The organism is Sphingomonas faeni, from assembly GCF_024273235.1.
Taxonomy (GTDB): Bacteria; Pseudomonadota; Alphaproteobacteria; order Sphingomonadales; family Sphingomonadaceae; genus Sphingomonas; species Sphingomonas faeni_A.
On the sequence record NZ_JANBVH010000012.1, the window covers coordinates 71,001 to 94,888 of the forward strand.

General features: G+C 65.0%; 15 protein-coding genes. 8 read left to right on the plus strand and 7 right to left on the minus strand.

Features of this window, described 5'->3' with window-relative positions:
• Positions 1 to 105: 105 nt before the first annotated feature.
• Positions 106 to 1,128, minus strand: coding sequence for a potassium channel family protein (locus NLI89_RS08630; protein WP_254686668.1), 1,023 nt, complete (start codon positions 1,126 to 1,128; stop codon positions 106 to 108).
• Positions 1,129 to 1,321: 193 nt separating this feature from the next.
• Here NLI89_RS08630 and NLI89_RS08635 point away from each other — a divergent pair, with 193 nt between their 5' ends.
• The 3 genes from NLI89_RS08635 (at position 1,322) to NLI89_RS08645 (ending at position 8,576) form a co-directional block, all read left to right on the plus strand.
• Entirely contained in the window at positions 1,322 to 3,412 is a 2,091-nt protein-coding gene (locus NLI89_RS08635) for a putative bifunctional diguanylate cyclase/phosphodiesterase (RefSeq protein WP_254686669.1), read from the plus strand.
• A 308-nt stretch (positions 3,413 to 3,720) separates the two neighbouring features.
• Positions 3,721 to 4,785, plus strand: coding sequence for a cupin-like domain-containing protein (locus NLI89_RS08640; protein WP_254686670.1), 1,065 nt, complete (start codon positions 3,721 to 3,723; stop codon positions 4,783 to 4,785).
• A 398-nt stretch (positions 4,786 to 5,183) separates the two neighbouring features.
• Positions 5,184 to 8,576 (plus strand): TonB-dependent receptor, encoded by a 3,393-nt coding sequence (locus NLI89_RS08645; protein ID WP_254686671.1) that lies wholly within the window; start codon positions 5,184 to 5,186, stop codon positions 8,574 to 8,576.
• 85 nt (positions 8,577 to 8,661) lie between these two features.
• Here NLI89_RS08645 and NLI89_RS08650 read toward each other — a convergent pair whose 3' ends face one another.
• The gene (locus tag NLI89_RS08650) at positions 8,662 to 9,867 is read right to left on the minus strand and encodes an endo-1,4-beta-xylanase (protein WP_254686672.1); all 1,206 of its coding nucleotides are present in this window, start codon (positions 9,865 to 9,867) and stop codon (positions 8,662 to 8,664) included.
• A 247-nt stretch (positions 9,868 to 10,114) separates the two neighbouring features.
• On the opposite strand from NLI89_RS08650, the gene NLI89_RS08655 reads away from it, so the two are divergent.
• The 5 genes from NLI89_RS08655 (at position 10,115) to NLI89_RS08675 (ending at position 17,931) form a co-directional block, all read left to right on the plus strand.
• The gene (locus NLI89_RS08655; protein WP_254686673.1) at positions 10,115 to 10,816 is read left to right on the plus strand and encodes a DUF6445 family protein; all 702 of its coding nucleotides are present in this window, start codon (positions 10,115 to 10,117) and stop codon (positions 10,814 to 10,816) included.
• A 446-nt stretch (positions 10,817 to 11,262) separates the two neighbouring features.
• Complete coding sequence (locus NLI89_RS08660; protein ID WP_254686674.1) at positions 11,263 to 14,469, plus strand: TonB-dependent receptor; 3,207 nt, start codon at positions 11,263 to 11,265, stop codon at positions 14,467 to 14,469.
• A 146-nt stretch (positions 14,470 to 14,615) separates the two neighbouring features.
• Entirely contained in the window at positions 14,616 to 15,386 is a 771-nt protein-coding gene (locus NLI89_RS08665) for a SapC family protein (protein ID WP_254686675.1), read from the plus strand.
• Positions 15,383 to 16,432, plus strand: a complete 1,050-nt coding sequence (locus NLI89_RS08670; RefSeq protein WP_254686676.1) for a cupin-like domain-containing protein — start codon at positions 15,383 to 15,385, stop codon at positions 16,430 to 16,432. The genes NLI89_RS08665 and NLI89_RS08670 overlap by 4 nt, the downstream gene beginning before the upstream one ends.
• An 8-nt stretch (positions 16,433 to 16,440) precedes the next feature.
• Positions 16,441 to 17,931, plus strand: coding sequence for a tryptophan halogenase family protein (locus NLI89_RS08675; RefSeq protein WP_254686677.1), 1,491 nt, complete (start codon positions 16,441 to 16,443; stop codon positions 17,929 to 17,931).
• A gap of 49 nt (positions 17,932 to 17,980) precedes the next feature.
• On the opposite strand, the gene NLI89_RS08680 is transcribed toward NLI89_RS08675, so the two are convergent.
• Genes NLI89_RS08680 through NLI89_RS08700 form a run of 5 tightly spaced genes read right to left on the minus strand, consistent with a single transcriptional unit; the run spans position 17,981 to position 23,854 of the window.
• Positions 17,981 to 19,033 (minus strand): LacI family DNA-binding transcriptional regulator, encoded by a 1,053-nt coding sequence (locus tag NLI89_RS08680; protein ID WP_254686678.1) that lies wholly within the window; start codon positions 19,031 to 19,033, stop codon positions 17,981 to 17,983.
• A 10-nt stretch (positions 19,034 to 19,043) separates the two neighbouring features.
• Positions 19,044 to 20,543 carry a tryptophan halogenase family protein gene (locus NLI89_RS08685; protein ID WP_254686679.1) on the minus strand — a complete coding sequence of 500 codons (1,500 nt, stop codon included), beginning with the start codon at positions 20,541 to 20,543 and terminating at the stop codon, positions 19,044 to 19,046.
• Entirely contained in the window at positions 20,540 to 21,571 is a 1,032-nt protein-coding gene (locus NLI89_RS08690) for a cupin-like domain-containing protein (RefSeq protein WP_254686680.1), read from the minus strand. The genes NLI89_RS08685 and NLI89_RS08690 overlap by 4 nt, the downstream gene beginning before the upstream one ends.
• Positions 21,564 to 22,274, minus strand: coding sequence for a SapC family protein (locus NLI89_RS08695; protein WP_254686681.1), 711 nt, complete (start codon positions 22,272 to 22,274; stop codon positions 21,564 to 21,566). The genes NLI89_RS08690 and NLI89_RS08695 overlap by 8 nt, the downstream gene beginning before the upstream one ends.
• A complete protein-coding gene (locus NLI89_RS08700) occupies positions 22,274 to 23,854 on the minus strand; it encodes a tryptophan halogenase family protein (protein ID WP_254686682.1) in 1,581 nt (526 codons plus the stop codon). Before NLI89_RS08700 ends, NLI89_RS08695 begins: the two co-directional genes overlap by 1 nt.
• Positions 23,855 to 23,888 lie beyond the last annotated feature (34 nt).

The window sequence follows — 23,888 nt, forward strand, 5'->3', positions numbered from 1 at the left end:
CGAAGTCTTTCCCGACATGTCGCCCGACATGTCGCCCGACATATCGCCCGACATATCGCCCGACATATCGCCCGACATATCGCCCGACATATCGATTGCACCGGTTCAGCGGCGGGGAATCACCTCGACGATCAGGTCGCCTGCTTCCAGGCGGTTCGCTTCGGGCTCCCAGAAGCCGAAGCTCTGCTGCCCGCGGTAGATGCGGTGGCCCAGCCCGGTCGCGATCCCGGATAGCGGCCTGCCGACTTCGTCCGCGGTGACGATGCGCTCGTGCAGCGCCACCCGGCCGCCGGTCGCCGCCAGGTCGGCCATGTAATCGGCTATGCGCGGACCGTGCGTCGAACCGGCGAGCAGCAGCCCGGCGAAACTGGCCGGGTTGATGACCACGGTCGCGCCCGCCTGATGCGCGATCGCTTCATTGTCCTCGGACCGGATTACCACGCTGATCGGCAGGTCGGGCGCGATCCGGCGCGCCGTCAGCACGATCAGGATCGAAGTGTCGTCACGGCCCGCAGAGACGATCAGCGCCCGCGCGCTGGCGATGCGGGCGGCTTCGAGCGCGACGTTGCGCGTCGCATTGCCCTCCATCACGGTGGTGCCACATGCCTCGGCCGTGCGGAGCGCCGCGGCATTCTCGTCGACCACGACGATCATGCCCGGATCGGCGCCGCGCCTGACCAGTTCGCTGACCGCCTCGGACCCGCTCGTGCCGAAACCCGCGACCACGACATGGCCCTTGAGGTGTCGCTGGATCACCGACATGCGCCATTTCTCCCAAACACCCTTGAGCAGGAAATCATACGCCGTTCCCAGAAAGATGAGCCACACGAACAGCCGGATCGGCGTGACCACGAAGGTATCGAACATCCGCGCCTGCTGAGTCACCGGCACGATGTCGCCATAGCCGACCGTCGTCACGGTGATCATGGTGAAATACAGGATGTCGGCGAAGGTCACGGGCGCACCGGAATTCTGCCGCAGTCCTTCTCGGTCGAACCAGTGGACTGCCAGCGCGATCCCGATCAGACCCAGCGCGACCAGCGCACGCCAGGACAAGGCGAGCCAGGCCGGGGTCCGGCTCTGGCGACGCAGGCGGTAGTGCACGGTATCGGCATCGTCGGCGGGCATCCGGTGCTTCTGCTACGCCGGGGGTCTGTTGTGAAGCCACTCGGTACCGGAAGGATTGTTCGGGAAATCTGCGACGATCCTGCCGGGCGCCCCGGTCGTCGAACGAACGACGGCTTGTCATGAGATGCGCGACGTATCCGGTTCTAACCATTACGTAACGCTTTGCCGTCAATCGGGATTTGAGGAGGAGCCTGTGCGACTATCGATATCCGCGCGCGTCTCTATTGCCTGTACGTCGGTCATCCTGATGGCGTTGACCGTGCTCGCCACCGGCCTTTCGGTCGGTAACAAGATCCATGACGCCGATCTGCGCATCACGCTCCTCAGCGAAGCGCTGCATCTCGAGAACCGGCTGGATCAGATGCAACGCCAGCTGCGCCAGGACATCGGTCGCGTGACACGCGACGCCGAGCGCGGTGCAGTGGTATCCGCCGTGCGCTGGGGGGAGTTGAACGATGGGATTGCGGCATTCAGGCAGCGCTCGTCGTCCACGGCCCAATTCCTCGCGAGCAGGCCGGAGGCGGGATGGGTCCCCGTGCGGGAGACGCAACGAGCCGCTGCCGATTTCGCCACGGCGGCGGATCGGCTGATCCAGATCGGTCGGACCCGGCCGTCCGGGATCAAGTCTGCCATGCCGCGCTTCCTGAGCGCGCTGACGGCCCTGGAGAACAGCCGAAGCCGCGCGCGGCAGGACCTGACCTTCGCCATATCGAAGGCCGCCGAAAGCAACCGGCGAGAGAGCCGCCGGGATATCATATCGGTGCTCCTGGGCGGCCTCGTGATCGTCGCGATCATATTCAGCATGACCATCTGGCTCCGTCGCAGGCTGGTATCGCCGATCACCATCCTGGCCGCGCGACTGCGTGAATTTCGGGTCGGCGACAGCGATGGCGACATTCCCGGCGTGGAGCGTGCCGACGAGCTGGGTGACCTGGCGCGCGGATTGTACGAATACCGGAACGCCGTGGAGAGCCGCCGGACTGCCGAGCGCCGTGCCGAGTTCCTGGCCAACCACGACATGCTGACCGGGCTGGCGAACCGGCTGCTCTTCGAGAACCGGCTTGCCCACGAACTTTCGCGCAGCGGGCGGACCGGCGACGTCGTCGCGGTGTTCGCGATCGATCTCGACGCGTTCAAGGCCATCAACGATCGACTGGGGCATGCGGGCGGCGACCGAGTGCTCAAGCGCACCGCACGACTGCTGTCGTCGTCGGTCCGCGGCGATGATCTGGTCGCGCGGATCGGCGGGGACGAATTCGCCATCATCCAGGTGGCGCATGCCCAGCCGGCCGCCGCGGAAGCGCTCATCTCGCGCATCTTCAAGACCGCCTCCGCCCCATCGGACGAGGGCGTCGCGATCCGGATGAGTGTCGGGGTCGCCCTGTCGGAACCCGGCCAGACCGGCGACGAGCTTCACGAACTGGCCGACCTCGCGCTGTATCGTGCCAAGGCCGACGGACGGAACACCGCGCGCATCTTCAACAAGCACCTGAAGGACGAGGAGAGCCAGCGTGTGCGGCTCGGCCGGGACCTCGAAGATGCCGTTTCGGCAAACGAACTCCACCTGGCGTTCCAGCCGATCGCCGATACCGCCTCGCTGGAGATCGTCGCGTATGAGGCGTTGCTTCGCTGGCGGCATCCCATCCTGGGCGACATCCCGCCGGACGTCTTCGTACCCATCGCCGAATCCACGGGACTGATCGGGACGATCGGTTCCTGGGTGATCGACCAGGCCCTTCGTGCCGCATCGGCCTGGGATCCGAAGCTGTCGCTGGCGATAAACCTGTCGCCGATCCAGTTCCGCTCCGCCGGGCTCGCAGACGAGATATGCGACGCCGCCCGCCGTTGGGGCGTGACGTTCGACAGACTGGAACTCGAGGTTACCGAAGGCGCGACCCTGTTGGGTTTTCAGCGCGACAACGTTCTCGCCACGCTCAAGACGTTGCAGGAATACGGCGCCCGGGTCGTGATGGACGACTTCGGAACGGGGCATTCCTCGCTCAGCAATCTGAAGGAATTCACCTTCGACAAGATCAAGATCGACCGGAGCTTCGTCGCGACGATGCACAGCCATGCGTCGTCGTCGTCGATCGTCAAGGCGACGATCGGTCTGGGTCAGAGCCTGGGTCTCACCATCGTTGCCGAAGGGGTCGAGGCCGAGAAGCAACTGGCCGATCTGCGCCGATGGGGGTGCGATCAGGTTCAGGGGTTTCTGATCGGCAAGCCGGCGGATGGCGGGGTGATCCGGCAGGCTCGGATGCCGGCCCACGGGATTGACCGGTAATCCACCCCGCGTAGGAAGAACGAAGCACCCGGTTTTGGCGGTATCCTTCTCCGACAGGCAGCTCTGTCATCCCCGCGGAGACGGGGACCAGATGCTCAAGAGACGCGGTTATGTCGCGGGGTTTGCCAGTATAGGTTCCCGGCTGCGCGAACGGCTGCGGGGCACAGCCCGGAGCGAGTGCAAAACCGGCCGTCGGAAAGTGCAGCCCGCTGCCGACCACCGCGCATTCCGTAAATTTGCCCTTCCGATCAACATCTTTCGGAGCGTGACCCGTTGGCACCGGGCTTTGGGTTGGGTAGCCTGTGGTTATGAAGGACCGGATCAGTGGCGCCGCCAGCGCGAGCTTTAGTGCTGAGGCCAGCACCCGTGTCGAGGAGCGCGACTGCGTCGATTCGGCGACGTTCGCGCGCGAAGTCGCCACCCGATCGACGCCTTTGGTGCTGCGCGGGCAGGTCGGGCACTGGGCGAGCGTAGCGGCGGGGCGATCCGGCGACCAGGCGATCGCCCGGTATCTGATCGGGCTCGGCGATGCGGGCCGACCGCTGGACGTGTTGGTCGGCGGCCCGGAATTCGGTGGTCGCTTCTTTTATCGCGGCGACAACCTGGAGGGGTTCAATTTCCACCGCGAGAAGGCGCCGCTGAAGCTGCTCCTCGGCGAACTTCTCCGTCTCGCCGCCGTACCGGAGCGCGAGCGGCACATCCTCTATGCCAACGCCGCAACGGCGAACGAGCATCTGCCGGGATGGGCCGCGGCCAATCCGCTCGACCTGCCGCTCGGGGGCGCGGCGCCCCGGTTGTGGATCGGCAACGGATCCCAGACCGCGACGCATTATGACGGCTCGACTAATCTTGCCTGCGTCGTCGCCGGACGGCGCCGCTTCACGCTGTTTCCGCCCGGGCAGGTGGGCAACCTGTATATCGGCCCGCTCGATCGCACGCTGGCCGGCCCGCCATCGAGCATGGTCGATCCACTGGCACCCGATTTCGACGCGTATCCACGCTATGCCGAAGCCCTTCGGCATGCGCTCGTCGCCGACCTGGGTCCGGGTGATGCGCTCTTCATTCCGGCGATCTGGTGGCATCATGTCCAGGCGTTCGGCACGTTGAACGTGCTGTGCAACTATTGGTGGGCATTCGATGCGAGCGTCTCGCCATTCCACGCGATGGTGCACGCGATGATGGCCGTACGCGACCGCCCCGCCGCGGAAAAGGAAGGCTGGCGGGCATGGTTCGAGCATTATGTGTTCGGCGACGATGCCCCCGCGGCGGGTGATCACCTCCCCGAAGCCGCGCGCGGCGTGCTGGGGCCAGCCAGTGCCGAACGCACCGAACGGATCCGAGCCTATCTGATGAAATCGCTACAGCGCCGCTGATCGGTCGGCGACCGTCGAGACAGGTGGCTCGCGGGCGATCGGCCCAGTCGTGGATACCCGATCTTTGATCGGCGGCCCCGCTCGATCCAAGGTTGGCCACGCCGTCGACCGCACGATCGATCGCGCCGGCCGTGATCGAGATTAGTGGGGTAGGTGCTTGCCGGGAAACCGGCGGCAGGCCTCACCATTGCGGTACCGCCACCAAAAGTGGAGTGGCGCGGTGACCTTGACCATTCGCGACCACTTTGATGACAGTGTTGTAACAAAGCCACGGTCGATTAAATCAATCAAAAACTAGTATTTTCCGCCTAGCTGCAAACACTAAGCCTCGCTACCACTTCGGGCAGATAAAGCGCATCGACAAATGATAGCGCTAACAAAAGGGGAGGCGGGGCGTTATGCGACAGTCCGACATCATCGTTAACGGACGGCGTATCAGCATTCTGAAGGGCGGGGCGTCGCTGCTCGCGGTTTGCCTGGCAACTGCACCGCATGCCGCCTTTGCCATGCAGGCCGATCCCGCCGTCGGTCAAACCACGCCGACGCCGAATGCCGTGAAGCGTACCGCACCTTCAGATCGCGCCGAGCAGGCGGCAGCGGCAGAGCCGCAGACGGGGCAGCCACAGACCGGGCAGGCACAGCCCTCGGCGAACGCCCAGGTGCCGACCGGCGGTGCCGAAGTGACCCCGGCCGAGCAGGCGACCGCCACCCCGCAGGATGAAGCTGCGGATCAGGACATCGTCGTCACGGGTATCCGCCAGAGCCTGCAAAGCGCGCAGGCGATCAAGCGGAATTCGGAAGTCGTCGGCGACTCGATTTCTTCGGAAGATATCGGTGCTCTGCCCGACAGGTCGGTCACTGAAGCCTTGCAGCGCGTTCCCGGCGTGTCGATCAGCCGGTTCGCGGCAGGGTCCGATCCCGATCACTTCGCGACCGAAGGCTCGGGCGTTACGGTCCGCGGCCTCAGCTATACGCGATCGGAGATCAACGGCCGCGACTCGTTCAGCGCCAACAACGGCCGCGGCCTGTCGTTCGCCGACGTCCCGGCGGAACTTCTCGGCGGCGTCGACGTGTTCAAGAGCCCGTCGGCGGACATGATCGAGGGTGGCATCGGCGGGTCGGTCAATTTGCGCACGCGTCTGCCGTTCGACTCCACCGGCCTGGTGCTCGGCGGCACGCTCGAGAATAACTACGGCGATTTCGTCAAGCGGTCGGCGCCGACCATCTCCGTCCTCGCCAGCGATCGCTGGGAAACGGGCATCGGCGATTTCGGCCTGTTGGCCAGCTTCGTCCGGTCGCAGGTGCGCAGCCGCGCCGACAGCGTCCAGATCTCGAACTGGGGAGAGCGGGTGATCAGCGCGGACGGCTCGCTGCTCCAGCCGGTCGACACGACGACGGGCGTCGTTAACACCGGTCGGACCGTCTACGTCCCGCGCGGCGCCGCGATCCGCAGCCAGGATTTCAACCGCACGCGCTATGGATATTCGGCCGCAGGCCAGTGGCGCAGCCCCGACAAGTCGATGACCGCGACTGCACAGTTCCTGCGCACCGATTCGCGCGAAGCCTGGACCGAGAACTCGATCGAGGTCGCGACCGACAACGTGTTGGCGGCGGGCGATTCACAGCCGTTTCCCGGCACCGATTTCACCTATGACGACGACAATGTCTTCACGAGCGGGCTGATCACCGGACCCAATGGCTACCGCGCCGACAACGTGGAGGGCGGCGACTTCCGAAGCCCCACCAATGGCTTGCAGAGCAACAACATCGCACGCGGCAACCAGTCGCGGTTCCGGACCAACGATGCCAGCTTCAACCTCAAATGGCAGGCGACGAACCGCCTCGGCATCAACGTCGATTATCAGCATGTCTGGTCACAGGTGAAGGTCACCGATCTGACGGTCTGGGGAACGACCTACCAGAATGCGGACATCCGACTGAACGGGAACGACCCCGCATTCGTCAATTTCATTCCGGTGACGAACGGCGCGAACAATTATCAGAATGCTGACCACCCAAGCTATCTCGATCCGTACAACACCTTCTACCGGTCGGCGATGGATCACATCGAGGACAGCAAGGGCAACGAGGACGCCGCGCGGATCGACCTCGATTATTCCTTCCCGGAGGATAGCTGGCTGACGTCGGTTCGGGTCGGCTACCGTTTCGCCGATCGCCAGAACGAGGCGCGGTCGAGCGCGTACAACTGGGGCGTGCTGAGCGAAATCTGGGGCGGTGGCGATGGCAGCGGTGCCGGCGCGGGGAATGCGGGCGGTCCTGTCTGGTTCGACCGGCCGATCGATGGAAACCCGAGCACGCGGACCAGCGGCACCCCGGGACCGCAGCAGGCGTTCCTCTACGACAACTTCTTCCGCGGGCAGGCGAACGACGCCTCGAACGGCGGTCGCGTGTTCGTGCCCGGTTCGTTCCTGCAGGATTACGGCGCAGCGACGCAGGCGATCAGCCAGATCGCGCGCGAATGGCGCAATTTCACGAGCAACCTCTCGGGCGCGGACTCTTGGGTGCCGCTCGCCCAGCGCGCGGGCGTCATCGCCGGCACGCCGTTCCTGCCGGGCGAGGTAAACCCGGTCAGCGAACGCAACAACGCGGTCTACGCGATGGCGCGGTTCGGTAACGACCTATCGAACGGCTGGAATCTCAGCGGCAACATCGGTGTCCGCTACACCAAGACGCGACGCGTCTCGTCCGGGTTCTTTGCGTTCCCGCAACAGTCGTTCAATTGCGTGCCACCCGCCGATGGACAGGCGGTGTCACGCTTCTGCGCCCTGCCGCAAAGCGTTCGCGACTCCGCGGCGGCGTTCCAGAACGGCGCCCTGATCGCCAACGACGCCAAGCTGACATATGATTACTTCCTGCCGAGCTTCAACGTGAAGCTGGCCGTCGGTGGCGGGCTACAGTTCCGCGGCGCCTTCACCAAGAGCGTCGCGCCGCCCGAGTTCGGCCTGACGCGCTCGTTCTACAATGTCGGCCTGACCACCAACGACCAGACGATCCTGTTCAACGGCGCACCGGTCGCCATCTTCCAGGTCGGCAATCCGTATCTGAAGCCGGTGCGCGCGGACAATTACGACGTCACGGCCGAATGGTATTTCTCGAACGTCGGACAGCTGACGTTGTCGCTGTTCAAGAAGAACCTCTACGGCGTCCAGACCAACAGCCTCCAGCGGCAGAACTTCACCAACAATGGTGCGACGTTCGAAGGCATCATCACGACGCCGCTGAATTCGACCGAAACCGGGCGGGTGAAGGGGTTCGAGGTCGGCTATCAGCAGACCTACGACTTCCTGCCCGGTGCGTTGAGCGGCTTCGGTCTGGCGGCCAACTTCACCTATGTGAAATCGTCGGGCGTGTCCCAGCAGAACCTCGACCAGGACGATCCGAACGTCGCTGCGGGGATCATATCGAACGTCGATACCAGTGGGTTGCCGCTGCAGGGCCTGTCGAAATACCAGGTCAATTTCGGGCCGTTTTATCAGGCGAACGGCCTCGAAATTCGCGCAGCCTATAACTGGCGCTCGAAGAACCTGCTGACGATACGCGACGTGATCGTGCCCAATTCGCCGGTCTATGCGGAGGCCTATGGACAGCTCGACGCATCGATCTTCTATGCGATCACGCCGTCGATCAAGATGGGGTTCCAGGGCGTCAATCTGAGCAATTCGATCACGCGGACGTCCTATGTGATCAACGACGACCTGCTGACGCGTCCGCGCAACTGGTTCATCAACGACCGGCGCTTCACCTTCTCGATACGCGCGTCGTTCAAATAGGCGAGTGCAAATAGGCGAGCGGCGCTCGGCTATGTCCAGTCGACAGTAAGGGCGCCCCGCTCCGGTGGGGCGCCCTTTCTGGTTTTCAGCGCCTCGCCGGAGCGGCTGCGAGCGCCGCCGCAATCGCGCTACGCATGGGCTTCGGCGCGAAGGCATCGTCATAGGGGCAGGGGCGGCGCCGGGCCTTGTCCGGGCACGGTTCGAACCCCTCGATCCAGCTGTATCGATCGCTCATGCCCCATAGCAGCACGTCCTTGAGCGACGGATAGGCGAACATCAGGTCGAGATAGCCCTTCGTGAAATCGGCGACGGCGCGATCGCGCGGGGCGATGTCTGCAGGCAATCCGTTGTCGCGAACGTCGAGTTCGGTGATGACCAGGTCGTATCCCATCGCCGTCACGTCATCGAGGAACCGGCGCCAGTCGCCTTCGAGTGCGGCGATGCTGCCGCGGGTATCCGGCGATTGCGTGACGATATGCGACTGAACGCCGAGCGCATCGACGGGTATCCTGCGCGCCCTGAAGCCTTCGAGCAGCCTCAGCACGCCGGCGCGGTGCTTCGCGTTCCCCGGCTCCCAGCTCATATAGTCGTTATAGACGAGTTGCGCCAACGGTGCCGCCGCGCGCGCCGTGTGGAAGGCGAGGTCGAGCGTCGCCTCGGGCCCACCCAGCGCACGCGACAACGCGGTCTGGTACAGGGTCGAGTCGGTAGGGTTCACCGCCTCGTTCACGACGTCGTAGCTGGCGATCTTCGTTCCATATCGTCGGCAGACCGTGTTGATATGGTCGACCAGCAGGCGTTCGGCCGCCTGTCTGGGGTTCGCGCCGAAATCGTGGTTCTCCTCCCAACGCGGCATCCACTTCGGCTGGTGCCAAAGCAGGTTGTGGCCTCGCATTGGCAGGTCGTTCGCCACGGCCCACGCCATGATCGCATCGAACCGCGTGAAGTCGAAGCTGGTGGCCGTCGGTCTGAGCGCCTGCCACTTCATTTCGTTTTCCGCCACGAGCAGGCCGCAATCGCGCTTCAGCAACGCGGCATAATTCGGATTGGCAAACGATCCGCGATCGGCGCCGTCCGCACCCCAAGCGACGCACGACCCTATGCGGAGACCCTTCGATCGCGCGACCGCCTGAAGGCTGTCGGGCGCGACTCCGGAGGGGGGCATCGAAGGCGAGGCGGGCGAGGCGGGCAAGGCGGGCAAGGCCAAACCCGTGGTGCCGCCCGCGCTGGCGCACGCCGATACGGCAAGACCGGCAAGCATCGTCAGTCCGCTGCGCCGCGTTATTTCCATGATGACCTCGCCTGTCCTTTTTTGTAGCGTTAACATCGACATAGGCCGCGGTGATGTCAATTTGTCTTTGGCGAGTACGGATATCGATGTGCATCGGCATCTTGCCGCGTACGCGGTTAACTGCTTGTTCGGAGGAGTTTCTTTCGCGGTTAACGCTCGACCAGCAGATCGGGCTGTCTTCTCGGGAGAAACGATCTTACGCTCCGACGGCCATGACAGACGAGCGACACACTCAAAGCTATTCGTCGTGACCGCCTTCACGCTGGCCCGGCGCTCGAAATTGACCGCGATGTATGTCGGAGCCGAGGGCGAGGCGGTGCTGGAATCCCCCGCTGCTTTCGAGCATCCGGAGCATCTGGTCGATCTCGCCGCCTCGATCCCATTCGCCCCGGCCTACACCTCCACGGATGGCTACCCAGGCCTGAGGGCGAGCCTGCCGGACTACTATATAAGGACGGTCGTCGAGGCTCTTGCGGGCCCCATTTCCGAGGCGTTTTCACTGGGGCGTATCCGACCCGTCAAGGCGGAAGGCGCGTTCTCGCTGGTGACCCTGCCCGGCGATGCGCTCTCCACTGCGCAGCGCGCGCCGCACGTCGACTCGACCAACCCACACCAGTTCGCGATCCTCCACTATCTCTGCGACGAGGCTTTTGGCGGCACCAGTTTCTTCCGGCATCGTGCGACGGGCTTCGAGACGTTGAGCGAGCACCGGCTGGCGACGTACAGGACGCACAGAGCGACCGAGGGCGTGGCCGCCGGATATGTCGACGACGGCGCTCCCTGGTTCGAGCCGACGGCACGGGTCTCGGCCGGTTTCAATCGACTCGTCGCGTACCGAAGCTGCGTGCTCCATTCGGGACACGTGCCTGCATCGACGATGCTGAGCCCGGATCCCCGGTCGGGCCGACTGACCGCCAACGTGTTCGTGACGTTCGCCTCGGTATCCTAGCCGGACCGGTCCGTTCGATCATCACGCCGACATCGGCCAACACGCCATTCTTGCAGCCTGCCTGTAACCCTCTTCGGTTCCAGTCAAATAGTACGTTTGGAGGGCTGGCGACGCCGCAACGATGCCGACCGCGCAAGGCTTAATCGAGATTAGTAAGCAATCCTTACCTGACATTTATAAGACATATCAGGTTGCCTCTTGAATAGAGAGACATAGCACGTCTCGCTTACTCAACAGGTGAAAGTCGCTGCCCAAACGAAAACTGCACTGCGTGTCGCTCGCCATCTATAGGCAGTGACGTATTATTGCATGACTGAGTCAACATTGGTTCATTGTTGTCGCAAATATGATTGACAACTCATACCGATGCGGTAGCGGTAACACGAGCCGGGAAAACACCGGCCGCATACTTGGCGACAGGGCCGCCGCAAAAGGGGAGAGGATTTATGAGGGGACGCACGTTTTTAGTCGCGCTCGGATGCACGACTTCGGTTGGCGCGATGTCGTTGTGCTTGGCGGTGCCTGCGATGGCGCAGTCCGGGGCCGGCATCGATACGAACGCACCGGCCACCAATGCGCAGCCGGGCAGCGAGAATTCACCCGCGGTCGCGCAGGTCAATGCGCCGAGCGACGCGGGATCGACGGTTGATACGTCGACCGACATCATCGTCACGGGCGTCCGCGCCTCGCTGAACCGCGCGATCGACATCAAGCGCAACTCGGCAGGCGTCGTCGACGCGATCTCGGCCGAGGATATCGGCAAGTTCCCGGACACCAACCTCGCCGAGTCGCTCCAGCGCATCACCGGCGTGTCGATCAACCGCGTGAACGGCGAGGGATCTCAGGTCGCCGTCCGCGGCTTCTCGGGCGACTTCAACCTCGTGACCGTCAACGGGCGCCAGATGCCCGCTTCCAACGTCGACACCAGCGGCGGCAACGCGTTCGCGCGAGGCACCGGCCGGTCGTTCGACTTCCAGAACCTCGCATCGGAAGGCGTGAGCACGCTCGAGGTCTACAAGACCGGCCGTGCAACCGTGCCGTCGGGCGGCATCGGCGCAACCATCAACATCGTCACCCGCAAGCCGCTCGACTCGCGTGAAGCCGGCTTCTCGGGCTCGATCGGCGGCAAGGCGCTGTACGACAGCTCGGTCGAGGATGCCGAAAGCAAGAAGCATCGCGTGACGCCCGAGGCGTCGGGCATTCTCAATTGGAAGAACGAGGCCGGTACCTTCGGTGCCGCCGTGTTCGGCAGCTACCAGCTCCGTGAATCCGCGTCGGTCAGTTCCAACCCGAACTATTGGAACGTCGTTCCGACCGCGACCTTCTTCGGCAGCACGACCTATGTCACGCCCACGACGGTCATCACCAACCGGCCGACGACGCCGTACGTGCTGATCCCCAACGACAGCCGCTATGCCCTGTCCGAGAACCGTCGCGAGCGCATCAACGGCCAGGCGGTGCTGCAGTTCAAGCCGACCGAAACGCTCGAATTCACGCTCGACGGACTCTATGCCCGGAACAAGCTGCGCGAGCAGCGCAGCGAGCAGACCAACTGGTTCAACCGGCCGTTCAACCAGGTGACGTTCGACAACAACACGCAGATGGCGAGCGCCGTCTTCATCCAGGAGAACGAAAATCCCGTCAAGGACGGGGGTTTCGAGCAGCAGCAATATGCGACGCAGACCGAGCTGAAATCATTCGGCGGCAATGCGAAATGGGGGTTCGCCGATAATCTCACGCTGACGCTCGACGGGCATCACTCGACCTCGAAGTCGACCCCCGACAACAGCAACGGCACGTCCGCGACCTTGCTGTCGCTCGGCGCACCGGTCATCGCCTCGCATTCGGTCGATTTCACGACCGGGTTCCCGCAACAGGCGATCACCATCAACGACCGGGTCAAGGGCAACGGCAACGGCGTCCTCGACGTCGGCGACGTCGGCACCCAGGTCGCGCGTACGGTCACGTCGCGGCAGAGCCAGCGCATCAACGAAGGCCGTGCGCAGATCAGTTGGGATCTCGGCGAGGGCAGTCGTTTCGACTTCGGCGGCAACTATATCGACACGAAGATGCAGTCGAGTAGCCAGCAGACTCAGCAGACGCTCGGCGACTGGGGTATCGGCGATACAGGTGTTCCCGAACAGATCGCGGGCGATCTTCTCACGACCTATTGCCTGACGTGCAAGTTCGACACGTATAACCCGAACTCTTCGGGCTCGTCGCTTACGGCATTTCGTGGCAATGCGGTCGACCTGCTGAACATCTTCCAGCCCTATTATCTGGACATCGATTCCAAGCTTCCGGCGGGCGCCGCCAAGGTGCATCAGGTCAACGGCAGCGGCAACGTGAACGACACGGTGCGGGAAAAGACCTGGGCGGTCTTCGGCCAGTTGACCTGGGCTGGCGAGATCGCCGGTCACCGGGCCAATCTGTTGATCGGTGCACGCTATGAAAGGACCAAGTCGCGCTCGACCGCACTCCAGGCCGTGCCGACCGCGGTGATCTGGACGGCGGACAACGACTTCTTCGTGCAGGTGCCTAGCGAGACCAACGCGGTAACCGGTCGCGGCGGCTACAGCAATCTGCTGCCGTCCGTCGACTTCAACATCGAGGTCATGCGCAACGTGAAGGCCCGTGTGTCGTTCGGCCGGACGCTTGCGCGCGCGCCCTACGGCAATCTGTTCGCAACGGCGACCGTCCAGCAGCCGCCGCGCCCGGTGGCACTCGGTGGCACCGGTGGTGGCACTGCCCAGAATCCGGCGCTGCTTCCGCTGCTCTCGGACAATTTCGATGCGTCGATCGAATGGTACTACAAGCCCTCGAGCTTCGTCTCGGTCGGTTTCTTCGACAAGCGCGTTCGAAACTTCATCGGCACCGGCATCACCAACCAGAACCTGTTCGGGTTGCGCGATCCAAGCTCCGGTACGGCCGGCACGCTTTCCGGGACCGCGCTCTCGCAGTTGAGAAACGGTAATTTCGACCAGTCCGACGTCAATCTGTTCACCTACACCGCGCTGCTCGTGCAGAACGGCGGCAACGTGGCGGCGGCGGACGCGACCTTCCGGGCAAACGCCACGGGGACGACTGTCAATCAGCAGTTCGCCGATGCGATATCGGGCGCCGTGGACATCACGGCGAATGCAAACGATCCGTTGCTCATCCTGGCCGTGTCTCAGCCACTCAACAACCGCGAAGGCAAGATCCACGGCTTCGAAGTGGCCTGGACGAACTTCTTCGGCGACACCGGCTTCGGCTTCGCGGCGTCCTACACGAAGGTGGACGGCAATGTGAACGTGGATCCCTATGCGGATCCGACCGTGAACATCTTCGCGCTGACCGGCCTCGGCGACAGCGCGAATGGCACGCTGATCTACGACAAGAACGGGCTTTCGGCACGCATCGCGTATAACTGGCGTGCCAAATACCTGCAGGCGACCAACCAGGGCGAAGGGCGAAACCCGCTGTTCACGGCGGCATTCGGGACGCTCGACGCGAACATCAGCTACGACATCAACGAAAACATCGCGTTGTCGCTCGAGGCGATCAACCTGACAAGCGAGAGCGTTCGGCAATATGGGCGGACGAAGGAGAACCTCGTCTTCGCGCAGGAACTCAAGCCGCGTTACCTGCTGGGTGCGAGGTATCGCTTCTGATCGTCGGCGAATGAAAGGGAAGGGGTCGCTGTCGATAGCGACCCTTTTCTTTTGGAACGCAGCCGATGCCGTGCTGTAACACCCTGCCAGGCGGCTGTAATCGCGCCGTTACTCCAGCAAGCGATAGCGGATAGATGAATCCCGTAATGTCGAACCCAACATCGTCGAACCCAACATCGACCAACCCAACATCGACCAGCCCGGTATTGTTGAACAACGTCGAGCACGCCGACCTGCGGGTCGCGATCCGCCCCGGCGCGGACTATGGCGATAGCGTAAACCAGCTCCCGATCTACCCGTCGGAGTTCGAGGAGGCCCAGCGCTCGTTCCCGATCGTCTTTCGGCGAGAAGAGGGCGGCATTCAGGCCTATGCCCTGCTCGGCCTCGATCGCGACGAGAATCTGTTCCTGGAGGATGGCCGCTGGACCAGCGACTATGTCCCGGCCGTGCAGCGACGAGGGCCCTTTTCCGTCGGCATAGACGCCAGCCGGTCCGATGGTGAGAGCCAGGGCGATCCGTTGGTCTATATCGACCTCTCGGATGCGCGGGTCGGCGCAGTCGACGGCCTGCCGGTGTTTCTCGAACACGGCGGCAACGCGCCGCTCCTCGACCATATCGCCAGCGTGCTGCGCGTCCTTTATGAAGGCGTGACCACCGCGCCGGCGATCTATGCCGAGTTCGAGGATGCCGGGCTGCTGCAACCCGTCAATATTCAGATCAGCCTGAGCGAGGAGGACGGCTACGAACTGCCCGATCTCCTCACCATCGATCAATCCGCGCTCGCCGACCTGTCCGGGGAATCGCTCGAGGCTCTTCATCGGAGCGGCCTGCTCCGGGCCGCGACGATGGCGGCATCCTCGCTGGGCAATATCCAGTATTTGATCGACCGCAAGAATCGCAAGCGGCTGCTGGCATGACATCATTCGGCTTCGACCGGTCAATCACGCAGCGCAGCGTGCGGGAGATCGACGCGCGGGCGGTCGGCGCCGTTGATTTTGCGGCGCTGATCGCCGGCAACGAGCCGGTGGTCGTGCGCGGGCTGGCACGGGACTGGCCGCTGGTCGAGGCAGGGCGTCGCACGCCCCCGGCGGCCGCGGCGTATCTCCTGTCGTTCTACAACGGCCGTCCGGCCGCGGGCTACACCGCACCTCCCGAAGCCGGCGGACGCTATTTCTACGACGACACCCTGACGAAGCTCGCTTTCGATCGCGAACGCGTTCAGCTCGACGCGTATCTCGGCCGCATGCTCGCCGAACTCGGCCAAGCCGACGCCCCGTCCTATTATGTCGGCTCGACCGATCTGGACGGCTATTTCCCCGGCTTCACCGGCGCGGGCAACGATCTGGCGCTGACCGATCCCTGCTTTGCGCGCGTGGTGAAAAGCATCTGGATCGGAAACCGCACGACCGCGGCGGCGCATTACGACATGTCGAACAACATCGCCTGCGTGGCGGTCGGCGCGCGGCGCTTCACGCTGTTCCCGCCAGAGCAGGTCGCGAACCTCTACCCCGGTCCGCTGGAGCCAACGCCGGGCGGGCAGGTGGTCTCGCTGGTCGATTTCCGCGATCCCGACTTCGCCCGCTTCCCGAACTTCGCCCGCGCCGTCGAGGCGGCCCAGGTGGCGGAACTCGGACCCGGCGACGCGGTCGTCTACCCCGCGCTCTGGTGGCATCACGTCGAGGCGCTCGCCGACTTCAACGTGATGGTCAATTTCTGGTGGAACGATGCGCCGGCCTATCTGGATTCGCCGATGACCACAGTGCTTCACGGCATGCTCAGCCTGCGGGACCGGCCCGATACCGAGAAGCGGGCTTGGGCGGCGCTCTTCGACTATTATCTTTTCGGCCCCGCGGATCGGCCGTCCGCGCACCTGCCGGACGCGGCGAGGGGGCCGCTCGCTCGCCTCGACGAAACCGGCGCGCGGCGGCTTCGGGCGATGCTGCTCTCGCGGCTCAACCGGTGATGGAGACGATGCGCGTGGACAATCGGGGCGTGCGGAGGGTGGTGATCGCCGGCGGCGGCACGGCGGGCTGGATCGCGGCGGCGGCGCTGGTCAAGCAACTCGGGCCGCTGCTCGAGATCACCCTCGTCGAGTCCGAGGAGATCGGTACGGTCGGCGTCGGCGAGTCGACGATCCCGACCTCGCGCACCTTCCACAATTTCCTCGGCATCGACGAACAGGCATTCATGCGCGCCACGCAGGCGAGCTTCAAACTGGGGATATCGTTCGAAAACTGGGGCCGTGCGGGCGAGCGCTACATCCACTCCTTCGGCACGATCGGGCGGGCATCGACCTGGATGGGTGATTTCCACCATCTATGGCTGCACGCCCGCGAGCGTGGCCTCGCCGCCCCCCTCGGCGACTATTGCTTCGAACTGAGGGCGGCCGACGCCGAGCGTTTCGCGACTGGAAAAGACGCCCGGATCAACTACGCGTACCACCTAGACGCCGGGCGCTATGCCCGCTTCCTCCGCGAACTGTCCGAACCCGCCGGCGTTCGCCGCGTCGAGGGCAAGATCGAACGGGTGGAGCAGAATGCCGAGACCGGCTTCGTCGAGGCGCTGGTGCTGGAGTCCGGCGTGCGGATTGAGGGCGATCTGTTCCTCGACTGCACCGGCTTTCGCGGCCTGCTCATCGAACAGGCGCTGCAGACCGGCTATGACGACTGGACCCAGTGGCTGCCCACCGACAGCGCGATCGCGGTGCAGACCGCCTCGGTCGGACCGGCCGTGCCGTACACCCGCGCCATCGCGCACGAGGCGGGGTGGCGCTGGCGCATCCCGCTCCAGCACCGCGTCGGCAACGGCATCGTCTATGCCCGCGACTGTCTGTCCGACGACGAGGCGCGCGCAAAGCTGCTCGCCGACGTCGAGGGCGAGGTCCTGACCGAACCGCGCGTGATCCGCTACCAGACGGGCGCGCGACGCAAGGTGTGGAACAAGAACGTCGTCGCGCTCGGCCTTTCCAGCGGCTTCGTCGAGCCGTTGGAGTCGACCAGCATCCACCTCATGAAGATCGCGGTCACGCGGCTGATCCAGCTCTTTCCGTTCGACGGGATCGACGACGCGCTGGTCGCTCGCTTCAACGCGATGTCGCGCCGCGAATCCGAAGGCGTGCGGGATTTCATCATCCTGCATTATCACCTGAACCAGCGCGACGAGCCGCTCTGGCGCCGATGCCGCGAGATGCAGCTCCCCGACACGCTCGCCGAGCGGATCGCGCTCTTCCGCCAGGATGCGCAGGCGTATCAGGCGTCGGAGGACCTGTTTCGCGTCGACAGCTGGGTGCAGGTCATGCTGGGCCAGAACCTCGAACCCCGCGCATTCCACCGCATGGGCCGCATGATCTCCGACGCGAACCTGACCCGCGCGCTCAGGGACATCCGCACCGACGTCGCCAGTCGCGTCGCCAAGCTCCCGTCGCACCAGGATTTCCTGAACCGCTACTGCGCTATGGCCTGAGGCGACGGGACGCGTACGTCAGGTGCGCGGTGTCGTCTCCAACGTCAGCTCATCGACGGACTGCGCACGTCGAGTTGCGCAGAGTTAACAATGCGGGCACCGTTTCGGGTGTCGGCGTCCTGCACCCGTCCGCGAGATCCGCGATGATCAGGCTGACCGCCCGCGCGGTCACTTTGGCGATCGGTTGGACAATGGCGGTCAGTGGCGGATGCGCAAGGCGGATGATCGGGGTGTCGTCGAAGCTAATCAGCGACAAGTTGTCCGGGACTGCGAGGTTCCGCTCGCCGGCCAGTTCGAGCGTCGCGAGCGTCATCTGATCGTTGCTCGCGATGATCGCGGTCGGCGGCTCGGCCAGCGCCAGCAAATGTGCAGCAGCCGAGCGTCCCGACGCGTGGCTGAAGTCGCCGACCGCCAGCAGACCGTCGTTCGCAACGCCCGCCGCCTGCATCGCCGAGCGCCAGCCATCGACCCGCCACGCGCTGAGTTCATACTCCGCCGGCCCGGCGATGAAGCCGATCCGCCGGTGGCCAAGTTCGAGCAAATGCTCGGTCGCGATCCGCGCCGCCCGCGTATCGTCCATGATCAGCCGGATGCCGGGCCCGTCGGTCAGCGAGCCGATCCGCGCGAAGCTGATCCCCTGCGCCTCGAGCAGGTTGATGATCAGCGGATTGCCCGAATGCGGCGGCGTCAGGATCACGCCGTCGGGTTGCAGCGCGGCGATCGCCGCCATCAGCTCGCGCTCGATATGGTCGCTATGCGTGTCGACCAGCTCGACGATCAGGCGGTAGCCGTGCTCGGCGCAGGTCAGCATCCCGCCCAGCATCATCTGGTCGAACCAGTCGGTGCCCTGCCGCGCACGCCAGTCGGCGATGGTCCGCTCGCGGTCGTTGAGCGCGAGGATCAAATACGAGCGCGAGCCGCCCATGCGCTGCGCGGCGATCGACGGGACATAGCCGAGCTTGTCGATCGACGCCTGCACGCGTTGCATCATCTCGGGCCGGACGCCCGAATCCTTGTTCACCACGCGACTGACGGTCTGGAGCGAAACCCCCGCATCCGCCGCGACATGCTTGATCGTTACCGCCTGACGCCGTCTTGCCATCCTGGTCGGCTCACGCCGCGACCGGACGGGCGGTGGCGCAATAGCGCGCGACGTAATCGGCATGCTCGGGCAGCCCCGCCACCGTCGCGTTGGTGCCGTCGCGCAAGCCCCCGAGCAGCCGCGCCAGTTCCTCGTCGCGCAGCTTGGTCGCGATCGGGTGATAGCTCCGCGGCACGATCCCCTGGCCGAGCATCACCTGCACCCAGCTATTCTCCGCGAACAGTTCCTCGTTCTTGCGGAACACGCGGGCGGTCTCGCGGAACAACTCGATCTTCTGCTCCAGCGAGGCGGGGATCGGCATCGCCGCGCATTGCCGCCAGAACGCGCTGTCGCGGCGGTTCGTGGCCTTGTAATGCAGGATCAGGAAATCGCGGATCTGCAGCATGTCGGTATGCTGCTGGTCGTTGAATTCGGCGACGTCGCGCGGACTGACCGCGCCCGACGGGAACAGCCGCAGCAGCCGCAGCACGGCGCGCTGGATCAGGTGGATGCTGGTCGATTCCAGCGGCTCCATGAACCCGCCCGACAGGCCGATCGCGATGCAGTTGCGATGCCATTGCTGGCGCCGCGCGCCGGTGACGAAGCGGATCACGTTCGGTTCGGTGAGCGTCTTGCCCTCGATATTGCCGAGCAGCCGGTCGAGCGCGGCGTCGCGGTCGAGATAGCGGCTGCAATAGACGATGCCATTGCCGGTGCGATGCTGCAGAGGAATGCGCCATTGCCAGCCTGCGTCGTGCGCCATCGCGCGGGTGTAGGGGAGGGCAGGGCGGACGCTCTCGGTCTGGATCGCGATCGCGGAGTCGCACGGCAAATAATGCGTCCAGTCGTCGAACCCGGCGTGCAGCGCGCCCTCGATCAGCAACGCGCGAAAACCCGTACAGTCGAGGAACAGGTCGCCCTCGATCCGCGCGCCGGACTCGAGCACCAGTGCGGTGATGTCGCCACTATCGCCGTTCAGCTCGACCTGCGCGATCTTGCCCTCGAGACGGCGCGTGCCGTCGGCTTCGGCCATCCCGCGCAGATATTTCGCATAGCGCGTCGAATCGAGCTGATACGCATAGTTCATCCGGTCGTCGGGCAGATGCGCGAACTTGCCCTGCAACGCGGCGCGCAGTTCGAGGCAATAGTCGTCGTAGGGCTGGTCATGCCCCTTGGTCAGGCCGTGCAGCCAGAAATGCTGGAAGCCGGCGGACCAGTGATCCTTGCCGGTGATCCCGAACGAGTGGAAATAGCGTTCGCCGCGGTCCTTCCAGTCGTCGAACAGGATGCCGAGTTTGAACGTCGCCTGCGTCTCGCGCATGAACTCGGCTTCGTTGATGCCGAGCAGGCGGTTGAAGGTGATCATCGGCGGGATCGTCGATTCCCCCACGCCGACCGTCCCGATCGCGTCGGATTCGATCAGGGTCAGGTCGATCGTGCCGCCCATCGTGCGGGCGATCGCGGCGGCGGCCATCCAGCCGGCAGTGCCGCCACCTGCGATCACGACGCGGCGAACAGGTGTGTTTGTCATCGGCTGAGCGCTCTCAGGAGGAAGGCGCGGAGGCGACCCGCGGTGTCGGTGGTGAGCGGCGCGAGCACGCCGCGCGCCGCCTCGGGAATATGGTCGACGACGTCGGGACCGTTGGCGAAGACATAATGGTCGAACATCTCGCGCCAATGCTGCTTCTCGTCCGCGGGCAGATCGCGGATCGCCAGCATCGCGTGATTCAGCGCATCCTGCGGCTGGCCGAGCCACCGCGGCGTCTCGCGCCACCAGTAATTCACCAGCACGTTGAAGTCGGACAGCCCCTCGACATGGTGCCACCACATCGCCGGGATATAGAGCGCGTCGCCCGCCTCCAGCTCGGCGACCTGCGCATGCTCAAGCGCCTCGCGAAACCGGGGATGTGCGGCGAAGTCGGGATCGTGGAAATCGACCATGCTGACCGCGCGACCTGCCGGCGTGTTGTCGACCGGGCCGAGATAGAGATTGCGGAACTGGTCGCGCGGGAAGACCGTGAAGCGCCGCCGCCCGACCGCGACGCACGCGAGATTTTCGGGCACGTCGTTATGCGCGGCGATCCGCGTGCGCGTGCCCATCCAGATGCTGGCGAGCGGCGTGCGGTCGCCCAGCGCGACAGGGTTCGCCTCGTGCAGGCCGGTGAAGAACTGGTGCAGGTCTATCGACGCGAGATAGATCGCATGCGCGTCGGCGGCGCCTTCGTTGGCGTCGATCCGTGCGAAGATCTCGGGCAATTTCGCACGTAGCATCTGGAAGTTCATCGCGTGCGCGGCGTCGTAGAACAGCCGACCGCCGCTGTCGGGCATCGCGACGGAGACCGCGAAGGGGAGGTCGCGTGCATGACGCTGGATATAGTCGCGCGCCGCCCGCGCGGAGTGCAGCCCGGCCTGTACCATCGGCCAATCCGCGATCAGCCCGCGCACGATGAACGGCGTGGTCGCCCCGCGCAGCTGCACGTCGAGGTCCGCGGGATCGCCGATCGCGACCTCGCGGATCCGCGGCATGGTCGCGAAGATGCCGGGCTCCGCGTCAGCCACGCGCCACCCGCCGGTTCTTGCGCGCGACGAGATCGCCGATATTGCCGAGCGAGGCGAGCGCCATGAAGATCGGCATCATGTGCCCAGACGCGTGCAGGTCCGCTACCGCAACGCCATCGAGCGCGACCAGCCGATCCTCGTCGATCACGTGATAGCCGACCAGCCGGTTCTTCGACCCATCGTCGAGCGTCACGTCCATCGTCAGCGGCTCGAGTAGCTCGTAACGGCGCAACGCGGCGAAGAAATCGGCCGACGCGACATAGTCGGTGTCGAGCGCACGCAGCTGATCGGCGATCCGTTCCAGATACGGCGTCGGCCGGCCGGTATCGTCGAATACGCGGACGCCTTCGCCTGCGCCGATCCGGGGGCTCGCCATGTCGATATGGACCTGGCGGACGTCGCCGTCGCCGCGCCCGACCAGGAACGGCTGGCTGTCGATCGCGAGCGGGCGATAGCGCGCGTCCCATCCGGCGTCGGTCAGGAACAGGTTCTCGCCCGGCTCGAACCCGAACATCGCCAGCGCAGTGAAGCTGTCGCGCGTCTGGTCGAGCTGGAACAGGATCGGGTAATGTGTCTGGACTCGCCGGAACTCGCTGGGGACGGTGATGCAGGTCATCACCGCATCGCCCAGCTCTGAAGAACGCTCGGTGCGGATGCGCAGGTCGCGGTGGTCTTCGGCTGTGAGGATGACGTGGTCGGACATCAGGCTGACAATTCCATAACTTGGGCGGTCGCGTGCCGCAGGGCATCGAGATAGGCGCGATTGGTCGGCAGGCCGGCGGCCAGCATACGCCTGCGCTGATCGACCTGTGCGAGCAAGGTTTCCGTGCGTGCCCGGTCCGCCGTCGCGATCGGTCCGCGCGTCGGCGGCGGAAAACCCATGCCGTACAGGACATACTGATAGCTCGCGGCCGGGAAGATCTCGTCGATCATCGGGAAATCGGCGCGCGACGGCGGCTGGTGCCGCCATAGCGTCAGCAGTTCGGCAAGGCGCGGCGGGATCGATGCGGCGTCGCGGTGGTCGCGCCAATAGGGTTCGTCGCGTTCGCTCAGCACGTAATGCAGCTTCAGGAACTCTACGATCCGATCCCAGCGATACCGGAACAGCGCGTTGAAGCGCGTCGCGTGGATATCCATCGTGCCGCGCGTGGAGGGGAAATTGTCGAGCAGCGCATCGACCGACAGTTCGATCAGGACGATCGCCGACGCTTCGAGCGGCTCCAGGAACCCGGCCGACAACCCGACCGCGAGGCAGTTGCGTTCCCAGAACCGCGCGCGGTGGCGCGACTGGAACTTGAGCTGGCGGAAGGTCGGCAGCGGGGCGTCGGGCGCGGTGGCGCGGATATAGCGCTCGAGCGTTTCCGCCGCGGCATCGTCGCTCAGATGCGCGGAGGAATAGACGTAGCCGACGCCGCGCCGGGTCGGCAGGCAGATGTCCCAGATCCAGCCCGCGGCGTGGGCGGTGGCGTTGGTCTGCGAGGCGATCGGGCTGCCGTCCGCGACCGGCACCTGCACCGCGAGCGCGCGGTCGTTGAACAATTCGCCGCCGCGGTCGATCGTGCCGATCCCGTAATGCTCGCCGATCAGCAGCGCGGCGTGCCCGGTGCAGTCGAGGAACAGGTCGCCGGCGATCGCGCCCGACGCGCGCGTCCGCACCGCGGCGATGTCGCCGCCGTCGGTCGCATCGATCCCGACGACGTGATCGCGGACATGGCGCACGCCGAGCCGCTCGGTCGCGTGGCGCATCAGCAATCCGGCGAGCTTGCCCGCGTCGAGATGGTAGGCGTAATTCAGCGTGCCCGCATAATCGGGCATCGCCCGCTGGCGGGGTGCGAGGCCGCGGTGGCAGATCTCGCCTTGCGCACCGACCATGTCCGCGAACTTACCGCCGTTCTCCGCCCAGGCTGCGACGAGATCGCGCGGGTCGCCATCGACGGGCGCGGTGAAGGGGTGAAGATAGCTGTCGTCGGCAGCGCCTGTCCGCCACCCGTCGAACCGCGACCCCTGCTTGAACGACGCGTCGCAGGCGAGCAGGAAGTCGGTCTCGGCGATGCCGATCCGTTCGAGCGTGCGGCGCATCGTCGGCCATGTGCCTTCGCCGACGCCGATCGTCGCGACGTCGGGGGATTCGATGAGGGTAACGGAGAGCGGCCGGTACGCCCCGCGATCCGCGCGCGCCGCGACCAGGCAGGCGGCGAGCCAGCCCGCCGTACCGCCGCCGACGACCACGATGTTCGTGATCGGGTGGTCACTCGTTGCTTCGGGGCCGGTATCCGTGGCCATCGTCCGCTGCCTATTCCCTCGTTCGAGTGCGTCC